Here is a 12,641-nt window from a genome sequence, read left to right on the forward strand (position 1 = left end):
TGGAGGCGACGTTCGACAATGCGATTACTGATCTACATTCACTCGCTGGAAAATGGCGGCGCCGAGCGCGTGGTCGCCAACCTGGCCAACTACTGGGCGTCGCTTGGCTGGGCCGTCACGGTGGTGACCGTGGGCCCGCAGGCGCGTGATTTCTATGTGCTTGATGCCGGCGTTGGTCGTCGCTGCCTTGATCTCGCTGGCCAGGGTGGCGGCTTGTTCGCAGGCATCGTGCGCACGGCCCGGCGCGCGCGCGCGCTGCGCCGGGTGCTGCGCGAGGTGCAGCCCGCTGCCGCCCTGTCCGCCATGCACACGGCCAATGTCGTGCTGGCGTTGGCGGCGCGCGGCCTGCCTGGCCTGCGCACGGTCGGCTCTGAGCATAATTTCCCGCCCAAGGCGCCGATGGGTGTGGTGTGGGAAACGTTGCGGCGTCATGCCTATGGCCACTTACACGCCGTCGTCGCGCTGACGCACGAATGCGCGCACTGGCTGGAACGCCATTCCCATGCCCGGCGCGTTCTCGTGATTCCGAACCCTGTCGTGTGGCCGTTGTCGCAGCATGCGCCGCAGGTCAGTCCCGCGACCTCGTGCGCGCCTGGCCGGCAGATCCTGCTGGGTGTTGGCCGGCTCAGCGATGAGAAAAACTTCGCGACCCTGATTGCCATCTTTGCCCGACTGGCGCCCCTGCACCCGCACTGGGACCTCGTCATTCTGGGGGAGGGCGTGCAGCGCGCGGCGTTGTCTGCGCAGGTGCGGGCCGGCGGGCTGGGGCAGCGCGTGTTCTTGCCCGGCAGTGTCGGCAATATGGGCGACTGGTACGCGCGCGCCAGTCTCTATGCCATGAGTTCACATTTCGAGGGCTTTCCCAACACCCTGGTCGAAGCCATGGCGTATGGCTTGCCAGCGGTGAGCTTCGATTGCGACACCGGCCCCCGGGACATCATCCGCCACGGAATCGACGGGGTTTTGGTGGCGCCTGGCGATATCGATGGCATGACCTCGGCGCTCGATACCCTGATGCATGACAGCCGTGCGCGGGCAAGATTCGCGCAGCGCGCCGTCGATGCGCGAGAGCGGTTCTCGATAGAGAAAATATCGCGTATCTGGGAAGCCGTGTTCACACCATCGACGTGCACGCACGGTGTCAAGGATGACGCCGTTGCAGAATGAGCCACGTAGTGTCATCAAGCCCCACAAGCAGCAACTCTCCTCTGTTGTTCTCCCAACCTCATCGCTTCTCTACCAGCCTCGAGCATGCTCCGGCTGCGCCATGCTTTAAAAATTACCCACCTGCAATTGCTTAGAGCAATGTTGCAACGTTTCAGTTTTCCCAAAGAAAAATATTTAGGGAACTAATTGAGACGAAGCATCTCCAACGCTAGTGTTTGAATTTTTAAGAAGCATTTTTCTGACACACATCAGACGTTGGCGCTGAATTCCTGCTAGCCCATTGCACCCGTGATGGGCCGCCAGGGAACCAAAGCGGTGACATTTTTCTCAAGGAAATTATTTTTTATTTCTCGGAACCAATCTCTTTGAGGAAACTCAAACGATTTCATGATTCCAGGAATGAGGAGATGCCATGATCGATAGCACGTCGTTGTAGCCACAGCACGCCCAGCAGGGGATGTCTGTGTGCGCTTTCTCGCGTCATGTCGTGGGAAGACCATCTGTCTTCTCGTCGCCAGTTATCCACCATAGCGCCTTGCCGCGCTTCCCCGCCGCTAGCTGATCGCCAGTCGATACAGCTAGTCCATTTCAGCAGGTCCTGCGGATATCCCTGCCATTCCGGTGCGAGTGGCAGCGGGATTGTCACGCTCTTCGTCTGCGGATGCTTCCCGCCACTTGCTCTGCAAGCGGCGACTGGATCGTCACGCGCCGGTTGTTGGATTTTTATATAAAGCGATTTTCAAATGTCACCTATTCACATCACTTCCGTTCCTTCCGTCCGTCGCCCAATCGGGCTCGCACTGCTATGCGCGGGACTCCTTTCCAGCCCGGTGCTGATGTCGGCTGCCGTCGCTGCGCCTGTCGCACTGGCCTCGGTCACGGCGGGACCGACGACGGCCAGCAGCGATGGCACCAATCTGAGCATCCGCATTCGTTATACCGGTACGCCGGCCTGGGTGCGCGTGTACATCGATAACGATGCCGTCACCACGACCGGCTACGCATTCAACGGCGTCGGCGCCGGTTACATGATCGAGAATGGCCGCCTGTACCGCTACAGCGGCCGCAACGGCTCCTGGGCCTGGACCTTCGTGAAAACCGTGCCGTACGCATCGGCCAATAACCTGGCGACGATGACGGTAACTCGCGCCGAGCTTGGCGGTGCGGACAACATCAGCGTCATTACCCAGACCGATCCGCCAGCGCAACTTTCGCCGATCCTGCGCCTGTCGATCACCAAGGCAACGCCTGCCCCGACGCCGACGCCGACGCCAACGCCAACGCCAACGCCGACGCCAACGCCGACGCCAACACCGACGCCAACACCGACGCCAACACCGACGCCGACGCCAACCCCGACGCCAACCCCGACGCCAACGCCAACGCCAACGCCAACGCCAACCCCGGGCGCCACGGTGCCAGTGAACTACACCGCCAGCACGGCCATCATCACCAACCCGGAGCGCGGCTTTTACCGCCACGTTGGCTGCGAAACGCCCCTGAGCCAGTCGCAACTGACGAGCTTCCGCACCTCGGGCGGTGAATCGCTGATGCTGTGCGTGTTCTATCTGCGCAGCTTCGTCAACGCACCGATCAGCCAGACCACGCTCAATCTGTTCCAGCAACAGATGGACACAGTGCGCAAGGCTGGTCTGAAAGCCATCGTCCGCTTCGCCTACAACGACAACAACTCGCCGGTCGATGCGACCCCGGCGATGGTCAACACCCACCTGACGCAGCTGGCGCCGTACCTGACAGCCAACAAGGACATTATCGCCGTCGTGCAAGCTGGCCTGATCGGTGCCTGGGGCGAGTGGGGCAACACCAACAACTATGGCGACAGCTACAACATGACTGCCAAGAACATTGCTGACCGCAAATCGGTGGTCGACAAGCTGCTGCAAGTGGTGCCGGCCGAACGCATGGTGCAGTTGCGCATGCCCCTGTTCAAGACCAAGCTGTACACCCCGACCGCACTGACCCCGAGCGAGGCCTACAACGGTTCGGCCAAGGCGCGCCTGGGCCACCACAACGATTGCTTCCTGTCCAACGCGTCGGATTACGGCACCTATATCAATCCATCGGTGGAGTTCCCGTACCTGGCGGCCGAAACGAACTACGTCCCATCGGGCGGCGAGACCTGCAACTACGCGCCGCCACGCAGCGATTGCCCGACCGCCCTTGCCGAAATGGGCCGCTTCCACTGGTCGTACCTGAACCTGGACTACAACACGACGGTGCTGAACAACTGGAAAACGCAGGGTTGCTTTACCCAGGTCAAGCAAAAGCTGGGCTACCGCTTCGTGCTCAAGAGCGGCGCGTTCTCGCGCACGGCGAAACCTGGTGGCGGCTTCGTCGTCAACCTGCAGCTGCAGAACGAGGGCTGGTCGGCGCCATTCAACAGCCGTGACGTGGAACTCGTGTTCCGCAACACGGCAAGTGGGGCAACCCACCGCGTCAAGCTGGCAACCGACCCCCGCCATTGGCTGTCGAACCAGACCGTGACGATCAACCAGACCGTGGCGCTGCCCGCCAATATGGCGGCCGGTTCGTACTCGGTGCTGCTGAACCTGCCGGATCCACAGGCGTCGCTGCGCGATCGCCCCGAGTATGCGATCCAGCTGGCCAACAGCAACACGTGGGAAGCGTCGACCGGGTTCAACAATCTGCAGCATACGGTTGGCGTCGCACCATAAGCACCATAAGCAGAATCGCGGCCTGATGCCGAAAGGCGGGCAATAAAAGAGCCAGGCCGGTTTGCCGGTCTGGCTTTTGCGTTTCGGCGTTTCTTCCAGGGCGTGCTGGGCTGTAAGCTGGCGCAGGTGAGGGCGGTCGTGCTGACTTGCCTGGAGAATGGCGAGGTCAGCCGCGCGGCGTTTGCCGGCAACACCACGCAGGATCTGGCGGGGCTGATGGTGCTAAATTTGTCGGTGGCGGCCGGCGCCAGAACGTCGGCGTCACGGCACTGGTGTAGACTGGCAGCTTGTGTCTGATCGGCCGCATCAGACCACCTTTGAGACCAGGACAGCACACGATGAACAGTTTTGCCTCATGGCAGGCACGGGCGGCGGAATACAGCGCCACCAGCAAGCGTGAAACCGTGTTGTTTCTGGCGTATGAAGCAGCGTCGGCATCCGAGGCCAGTGCCGCAGGCTTTGAATTGGTCGGAACGAGCTGGGACGCCAATGGCGTCGAGGTCAAGGCGTATAAATCGAAGCCGCCGGGCGTACCGGAATTCGGGTGTATCGTTTGCGGTAAAAATTCGCAGTATTACCATGGCGTGTATTGCTGCGGGAGGAAACGGGTTTTGATGCTGTGAACGCTGCAATCGCAGCCTGAAGACAATCACAACGTGACGCAACTCGGTATCGCGCAAGACGACCACTGATCCATGCATGGACAAATGAAAAGCCAGACCGGCTGACGCCTCGTCTGGCTTTTGATTGTCTGGTCGGGGTGAGAGGATTCGAACCTCCGGCCTCTACGTCCCGAATAATGAGTGCGATTTAACAGAGCCCGTATATTGCGGACGTTTGGCAAATTCTTGAAGGAGTACTACACTGAGTACTACACTGTTGAGAACTGCGAAAGCAAAGAAAATCAGGTGCACAAGCTGCCTTTATGGCTCGATTTTTCCTTTCAGTGAAGTGTCGCAAGACCACAACCTTTAATCAGCCGACAACGACCTCCTAGGCAAATCTGCACCGTAGCAGCCACACGACACGCCTGTCACGACCTTCGCACGAAGTCGCCATGCGTGCGATTGCCACAGCCCATCCCTGCCTTGTCTCGATGTACCACCGGGAGGCATCAAACTATACGTGATCGGTGTATTCCCTTGATGTGTACCTGCTTGATTCCTATTTTGCGATCGCGCCGTAAAATGTTGCATTTGAGTAATAGAGAAGCTTGTCGGTCACTTTCGTGAGTCCGCCTGCATCGACAACCAGGAAGTCCAGCTTATTATCATGGTTTAGGTCGACTACGCGGAAGCCCATTTGTTTGTCCGCTTGCAGCTTATTCGCCGCTGCAAATTGCGCTGGGGTCATCTCACCTAAGATGTTCAAGTAAGTCATCTTGTTCGACACTTTGTTGTACACCAAGTAAGGGGATTTGGTAGCCAGGTCGTTAATGGAATAGCTGAACGACTCAGCAACCAGATCAGCCGTACCGTCACTGTTTGCATCAATTGCACTCAGGCGAGATATCGTACCGGTCGCAGCGTTGCCGTCGAGCCATCCCGTTGCATCCATAAAGTCCGTGCCGCCCGTGCTTTGCAAGATCTGCACGTGCGACTTGTTCGACCCTTCCCAAAGAATCGCGATATCCTTTTTGGAGTCACCATTGAAGTCGGCGACAGCAATGCTGGATCCACCGAGTCCACGACCGTTGTCAGCTGCCTTGGTGGGTGAGACGTAGCCAATGTCCGCGAATTGCTTCGGGATGTCGTACCGGTTGCCGACTACGTATTTGCCGGTCTGCGCGCTGACCTTTAGGATGACAGTTTGCTGCGTGGAGTATGACGTCAGGATGATTTCTGGCTTATTGTCGCCGTCGAGATCAGAAATTGCCGCGCCGCTAGTATCGAAAGTGTTCAAACTTGGGGTTACCTCGGCCGGGAGCAGATCAGCAGTCTTCTCGGTGAAGTGGCCGTGCTTGTCGTTTAGGAACACTTGCGCTCCACCTTTGCCAAACTTCGGGCCGCCCAAACGCACTAGCACAAGGTCAGGCGATCCGTCACCGTCAATGTCAGAAACGGCGCTAAGGTGGTTAAACTTCGCACCGTTGTCATCCATGAACGTGGATGCCTGCGCAGTCAGCTTGCCCGTTGAGTTGCTGAGTAGCAGGATATTTTTTGCACCGTCGAAGCCTGGACTCATCGCGTCCTGGTCTTCTAGGCCTTGATCGATGATCATAATGTCGTCACGGCCGTCACCGTTGAAGTCACGCACGAAAATGTTGTTCACCGATCCCGTCGTCGGGATAGCACCGGCAATTATAACGTCGGTCGCTTTTACGTAACCACCTTTGCAGTCGCCCTGATAAATTTCCAAGGGCAGGGTAGCCTTATGATCGAAATACGTAGGCGCTACGACCATGTCCGTGCAGCCGTCGCCGTTGAAGTCGCTATACGCGTAAGTGCGGGGGGCAGTGTACACGTTGATAATACCGCTTGGACGCAACACGTTTTCCTCTGGGGCATTCACCGCCGCCGCCTGGCTTGTGACAACAGTGTTGAAGCGCGAGGGATCGATCGGAGTAGGGAGTGGGGGCGTAACCGGAACAGGGGTTGGAACCGGGATTGGGGGGGGATTCGAGGCAACAGGGCTGCTGCTGGAACCACCACCGCCACCACACGCCGCAAGCATCGCAGTGACCGAACCCAGCATTAGGATATTGACAGTAAGTTTCATCTATGTCTCTTTAATTAAATTACGGTGCGCCACGATTCGGCCTGCTGTCACCGGATCTGAGGACGTGCTCGATATCGGTCAACTGAGAAGTGTGCGATACCGTTATAAAAATTATAGCATTAATGGCGTGAATCTGCACAAAGTGCAATCCAGTGTGAATTTTTTTATGTCAATTCGTGCCAACCTTCGCACGAGTGCGCGTAACGACTAAGGCTGTGTGGGTTGATGGTCAGGGGCTGGTAGGAGCGAGAGCAACATCTTCATCGTGGATGACGAGCATTGTGCTCATCAGATCCCGACAACCATCACGAAAAAGCGGCATGTCAGGCCGTTAGTATCGTCGTCAATTGCAAACCAAATCTGATGTAACAGGGGGCTCGCGACCGCGTAAGCTACTACTGCCTGACCAGCTTGAAGAACGCCATTTGCCATTGGTAGCTCCTTCTGGACAGGAGATCAGAGTCTAGAAATGACAAAGTCCCAATAGCTCGGACTTTTGCAGTCATTGGATTTTACAAGAAAATGTGGTCGGGGTCAGCGGATACGAATCTCGGGCCTCTACGTCCCGAACATAGAAAACGGTTATCAGAGGTCTGTGGAAATGCAGTTCGTGGCTAGCTGCTTCTTCGTGAAGTATCAGAATTAGTACTATAGTACCGACGAGTTGCGAAGCGAGAACTTCCGTGTGGACCGTATATCTCTACGCTTCGGGCGCCAATTTTTACTCTAGGCAACGTGTATGACTTTAGGCTAACCGAAAGTGCGATGCCGTCGTAACAAACGTTAACATGCTTACCCTCGGTACTCTATTAGCTCTCTCCAGTTCGCTGGCTTGAACGAACTGCGTGGCAGACCACGTTCGTAGGAGACGGTTTACTGACCTGAAATGCCGACTTGCAGAAGGACGATAAAACTTCTGCCGTTGACGTCCTGCAAACGGGGTTAGAGTTGTCGACGATCCATTGACCCCTCGATCCCTCGATCCCTCGATCCCAAGGTTCCCCGCGCTCCGCTTTCTATCCGATTATCCAGCTAATGATAAAAATACCAAGTGACGAGGCAAAGGCTACGATCATCCAGCGCGGAGCCACCCAATTCCCCTTTAACCCGTTTTTATAGCGTTTATCTGGTTTCGCTGTCATTGCCGCGCACATGATCATTCCTGCAGCCCCGGCCTTACCCATATAGTCGGCGAGACGTTCCACAAAGCTCGGCTCGTTGAGGCGCCGATTTTTTTCTTCAGAAATTGTGGCCGCGTGCGCTTTCGCCGCCGCCTTCGTCGTATGATCCTCGATCATTGTCAGCTGCAACGGCTTCCACTGTTCGCTTATTGTTTTGCCCAACACGTCCAGCAATTGCATCTCGTTCTTCAAGTCAGCGTTTCCATATTCTTGTATTTTCAAGGTCGCTGCCTTGCATTCGCTAGTTTTTCGGCTTATGAATTCATAATCGCCGTCGTCAAAATCAAGAAATTTTTTCCCAAATGTATGCTCAGTTGGGAGAATGGCAGTTGCATTTCCGTTGTTGCCGATGGCAGGATAGCGTAGCAGGTCAAAGCAGGAAATGGAAATGCCGGAACCTGATGCGCTCGGCTCATGGTAACGGAATGCTGTCAATATAATGCGTTTTTTCTCGGCGAGGTAACTTGGGAATTCCTGCCTCACTACCGACAAAAAATCTGCGTCCCAGACCGAGTGCATGGAAGGCGACTCACTGCATAGTTCGAGTGAAGCAAGAAATTCTGCTGTCGTTTGCTCGTCCCAGTCATTAGCCAGCACGCCGAACGCCTTGGTATCGACCTTGTCGTTCAAGATATCGACCCACGCCGCGTCGTTGGAAAAGCCTGTGCGCTTGAGGTCTTCCAGGCGTTGCATTCGCTCGTAGCAGGCGGTGCCGGAGGTGTCGAACAACATACCTGTCTTTACTATGGCAGGTTCTTCCTGGGCTGACGGTTCCTGTGCTGGTGCATTGGTCGCGAGGGACGACGCAATGAGCAGGATCATTAGGACTTTAAGCATGAATTAATATTTCCGGGGATAGCAGCTTGATTAGACAATACGGCGTTTTTTATTCCGCAGGCGCTCGACCGCAGCACGGATCGCTTCCTTGATCGGATCCGCGTCTGCAATACCTTCTAGTGTTATTGCCGGGGTAGTCTTGTCAGTGGAAATAATTCTGATGTTGCCCTTGCTCACTAGGCGCAACAGCAATGGAAAATCAAGGGCAAGATCCTTGACGCGGTACAGTTCCAGCTCCTCGGTGGTTGTTGAGAGGATGCCTTTGGAAATCATGATTCGTTCGGACGTCACTCGATACCGCGTGCTACGCAGGTGAAAATATTCATATGCGGCGACTACGATAGGAAAGATTAACCAAGAGAGGGCTGCGCAAAAAAAGAACGTCCCAGCGGAAGCGAGCAGCGAAGGCTGACCCTCCCAAATGAGAACTTCACTGTTTTGCTCATGCATAGTGGTCGTTTCCTCATGGGTCTCTTGTTTCCCTTCAACAGCGTCGCATGCACAATATCATTTCGTCTCTTGGCGACATGTACTGCCCTTGCGCTGGAAAATTATAGCAGCCGACCTACCAGGTTGCAAAGGAGAAACGTTGGCTAGTGGCATCAAAAATACACGACTGCACCGGCGGCTACAGGTCACTAGCGTTTCTGTTCACGCGAGCAACTGCGGCCAGAGCGCACATAACGGCTCAGACTAATCGGATTTATAGTTAGGTACCGGTAGGAGAGAGAGCAGCATCTTCATCGTATAGATAACGATCAGTGTGCCTGTTAGGTCGCCGACGGCCATCACGACAAAGCTATGTAGTAGGTTGTCGGTGTCGCCTTGGATCGCAAACCAGATATGATGTAGTAATGGGCTTGCGACCGAATAGCCTAAGACGCACATTAGCAACCGACGGGGCGACAAATTGGCAAGGGACGCATGCAGCCCGTATGCTCGCTGGGCGATTAGGTACGCCATATACGGCGCTGCTGTGGCGAGAATTCCGCCCATGAAGGAGCGGACAACGTCGTCGGGAAAGAAGTAAAAGAAGCAGGCCAGCCACGACACTAGGAGGAGACCGACCGCGCCAGCCGTGCCAAACAATAGGGTACTTAACAGGCGCATACCAGCTGGCACGTAGACCCAGTTTATACCTGGAGCAAATTCGAATCTGGTAAAAAGCCACTCGTTTACGGCCAGCATGAGGATAAAGGCGGTCATCGTTCCGATGACCATGGACACTTGCAGGCGGGCGTGCGACATCAGGACGGGGCTTTCAGATATAATTTAAGCTAGTTTTTATAGCAATCCCAGTAGGATATCCCAGAAATTATATACCCTGTGACGTAATTCTCATGCCAAACAAGCCGACCAGACCCGCTGATATCTACTTGCGCTTCCTGCAGCTAGCCGAGGTATTGAGGGGGCTGCCATCTCTTCCATCGCTTGATCCACTGGAGGAGCGTATTTTGGCAATGGTAGCTCGTGCTGGGCAGGATGACGAGCGCCTGTCAGTGCGGGACATGATGGCCAAAGACGAGTTGGGCTCACCCGCCACCGTCCACAGTCGACTCAAATCCATGCGCGAAAAAGGCTGGATCGTGTTGGCCGACACAGAGGACACACGGCGCAAGCAAGTCGAGTTGACCCAAGCGGCGCTGCTTCATTTCGACAAGCTTTCCAAGTGCCTCGTTCAGGCAGCCAACGGCTAATACAGGCGGTATCGGGCTGACATGCAAGCCGATCTCTGCGAATTTAATTTATTGCAAGTGGCGGCTCTTCTGGTGACGTCGTGTGCACACAGTTGAACTGTCGCTTGAACCGACACAGTCAGGAAGAGTCGGAAGCTCATTTTGTGATCCTGCGCCAGTTAAAGCATAGGCAGAAGGTGAACTCGAACACAGGCCCGTAGCGGCGTACCTTCCCTGAGGTACCGCCGTAATACAGCCGTTGCGGCCTTCGCGAAGTGGCGCCCTTTGGAATACCTACGATGCGTCTATCCTACTTCGCAAGAAATCGCACTGCGTGCGATTACGGGGGCTAGCCCGTCTCGTCCCTAACCTAATAGGCACAGATCTTGACACACAACTTATTTTGGTCAGGTGAGAGGATCCGAACCTCCTACCTCTACCTTCCGAACAATGTGTATCGTTAAAACTATCCTTTATCTACAGAGTTTTATATAAAAGCACTACAGTCAGTATATCTCAATAAAGTAATAATTTAGCAGTCACTTACGTTTAACATTTTGAGCGTGTCTGCACTCTTTAGTTGCTTAAATGCAATTCGTTATTTACCATTCGTCTAGCTCTCTCCGCCCAAGCATTTGCGCGTCACCTAGTTTCGTTCGTGCGTCGACGCTTTGCTTTTCAGCGTTAGATCACGTTTCAACGATCCCAAACATCCAATGCTATCTTCGTTTTTGCAATTATGTAGGATGGAGGTGTCCGGGATACCGCCAGCATAGACGTTGCCATCTTGCTATGCCTCTGCGTGTAAGTCCCAACTTTACTACGCCAAGTGAACAGGCTAGCGCACAAACTTACCTCTTGTGCTAAATGCGATTGGCAGTTAGTATCTGTGAAAGTCGTTCGCAGGGCTTGCTTCGCCGACCAACAATGCGTTGGCGCATTCCACTTCAGGATACTGCGTTAGTACATAACTCAATCTTTTTCGTATCCTCAGGATACGGTGGTCGGCGGCCGTCTTTCCTGCACGGAGGCGAAATTGTCTTACGTCAATCACATTGACTATCTAAAGTTTCCATCAGGCCGCACCGTAAGTAAATGCCGTAAAGATGCTCGTAAGTTGCGTACGGCTGATCAGTCGCTTGCATTAAACACGGCACTCGACATTGTCGCCAAGGATAACGGTATTTCGGGCGGTTGGGCCAAGGCCCTAGATACCTTGCTAGTCGAATCTCTCGGACGCGTACGTGTATCTAAAAACGCGATGTCGGTCCATGCAATCATTTCTATTGCAAAGCGTAATCCTTCCCTTACTCAATATGGTTTGGGAATAATGTGGGCGGAACGTGCGAGCATGCTTGGCCTAACTGTAGAAGAGCTACAGCAACGGGAACATGATAGTCTTCCTGACATGCTTATTAATTGTGCTCGTACTCTTGCGTTTGTTAGCTTGCTTTTGCCGCAACGTGCTATTAACTCTCTCCCGATGAGAGATAGCTATGAACTGAAGCATGTTGCCGAACGAGCGTTTGGGTACGTTACGGATGGCATCTATGTTCCACATGGTGCATTCATTATTGCAGCGTTGTTTCAAGGCTTCTTGCCGCAACGTTGCGCGCCTAATAGCGCGTCCGTTTACTTCAACATTAGTGAAGAATCCCCGATACTGCATTGGAAAGGTAACTTGGACTGTACAATTGCTTCTGAGTTAAAAAAGCGGTTGGACTTCTATTCTCGTTCCTGAGCAAAGAAGGTTCATGCGGTGACGAAACAAGTCACTGACACCTTCGTTGCCGCATTTTTGGAAAGGTTATTTGCCTTGTATTTACATGCGGGGGGGCGGGTTCGCATTCCACTTTCGCCCTCTGCTTTTTGGTAAGCTTAACTTAGAGGATCTAAAAATGAGTCGCAAGATCGAGAAAATTTTAGCGAATGCTGAACGGATCAAAGATAGCACTGTTGACGCATGGGAACAAGTTACTTCAAACCAGACAGACCGAACGGGGCATGCCGCAACGCGTCTAGCATCAGCTCTGGCTAACAATGTAGACGCTGACGTGCTTGCATTGCAGATGACGAACAATAGCCGCAAAAATAACCCTGATAATCCAGAGGTGTTCACTGAACAGGACGTTTTCAGCATTGCAAAGTTTCGTGCCGCTAACCGGACTACTTCGGTGCTGCCTAAGGCTCAGGTCGGTGCTCTGATCCGTGAGCAAAAGGCGGCTGATGGTGCTGATGATTTTGTTCCAATTTTTTAATCACCTAACCATGCCCACGAAGCCCGCCGCAAGGCGGGTTTTTCACACTGATGCCTTTTTTTTCGCCTGTTGAGTAACGGTAAAGCGGTACATGTCAAGAAAACAGCA

General features: G+C 54.4%; 10 protein-coding genes. 6 read left to right on the forward strand and 4 right to left on the reverse strand.

The window, feature by feature from the left end:
• Nucleotides 1–18: 18 nt before the first annotated feature.
• The 3 genes from AC56LV_RS20095 to AC56LV_RS20105 all read left to right on the forward strand — a co-directional run bounded on the left by AC56LV_RS20095 (nt 19) and on the right by AC56LV_RS20105 (nt 4,486).
• Entirely contained in the window at nt 19–1,167 is a 1,149-nt protein-coding gene (locus AC56LV_RS20095) for a glycosyltransferase family 4 protein (RefSeq protein ID WP_499560166.1), read from the forward strand.
• A gap of 836 nt (nt 1,168–2,003) precedes the next feature.
• On the forward strand, nt 2,004–3,863 hold the full coding sequence (locus AC56LV_RS20100; protein ID WP_499560167.1) for a DUF4832 domain-containing protein: 1,860 nt from the start codon (nt 2,004–2,006) through the stop codon (nt 3,861–3,863).
• A 338-nt stretch (nt 3,864–4,201) separates the two neighbouring features.
• Nucleotides 4,202–4,486 (forward strand): hypothetical protein, encoded by a 285-nt coding sequence (locus AC56LV_RS20105; protein ID WP_499560168.1) that lies wholly within the window; start codon nt 4,202–4,204, stop codon nt 4,484–4,486.
• A 541-nt stretch (nt 4,487–5,027) separates the two neighbouring features.
• Here the strand turns inward: AC56LV_RS20105 and AC56LV_RS20110 are convergent.
• From AC56LV_RS20110 to AC56LV_RS20125, 4 genes are all read right to left on the reverse strand, one after another.
• Complete coding sequence (locus tag AC56LV_RS20110) at nt 5,028–6,581, reverse strand: FG-GAP repeat domain-containing protein (protein WP_499560169.1); 1,554 nt, start codon at nt 6,579–6,581, stop codon at nt 5,028–5,030.
• A 1,016-nt stretch (nt 6,582–7,597) separates the two neighbouring features.
• Complete coding sequence (locus AC56LV_RS20115) at nt 7,598–8,599, reverse strand: hypothetical protein (protein ID WP_499560170.1); 1,002 nt, start codon at nt 8,597–8,599, stop codon at nt 7,598–7,600.
• Between the two features lie 30 nt (nt 8,600–8,629).
• The gene (locus AC56LV_RS20120) at nt 8,630–9,049 is read right to left on the reverse strand and encodes a PH domain-containing protein (RefSeq protein ID WP_499560171.1); all 420 of its coding nucleotides are present in this window, start codon (nt 9,047–9,049) and stop codon (nt 8,630–8,632) included.
• Nucleotides 9,050–9,292: 243 nt separating this feature from the next.
• Entirely contained in the window at nt 9,293–9,805 is a 513-nt protein-coding gene (locus AC56LV_RS20125; protein ID WP_499560172.1) for a hypothetical protein, read from the reverse strand.
• A gap of 134 nt (nt 9,806–9,939) precedes the next feature.
• Between AC56LV_RS20125 and AC56LV_RS20130 the strand changes: the two genes are divergently transcribed.
• The 3 genes from AC56LV_RS20130 (at nt 9,940) to AC56LV_RS20140 (ending at nt 12,533) form a co-directional block, all read left to right on the forward strand.
• On the forward strand, nt 9,940–10,296 hold the full coding sequence (locus AC56LV_RS20130; RefSeq protein ID WP_499560173.1) for a winged helix-turn-helix domain-containing protein: 357 nt from the start codon (nt 9,940–9,942) through the stop codon (nt 10,294–10,296).
• A 1,015-nt stretch (nt 10,297–11,311) separates the two neighbouring features.
• The gene (locus AC56LV_RS20135) at nt 11,312–12,016 is read left to right on the forward strand and encodes a hypothetical protein (RefSeq protein ID WP_499560174.1); all 705 of its coding nucleotides are present in this window, start codon (nt 11,312–11,314) and stop codon (nt 12,014–12,016) included.
• A 157-nt stretch (nt 12,017–12,173) separates the two neighbouring features.
• A complete protein-coding gene (locus AC56LV_RS20140) occupies nt 12,174–12,533 on the forward strand; it encodes a hypothetical protein (protein ID WP_499560175.1) in 360 nt (119 codons plus the stop codon).
• Nucleotides 12,534–12,641 lie beyond the last annotated feature (108 nt).

This window comes from Telluria sp. RB2R28, from assembly GCF_059685835.1.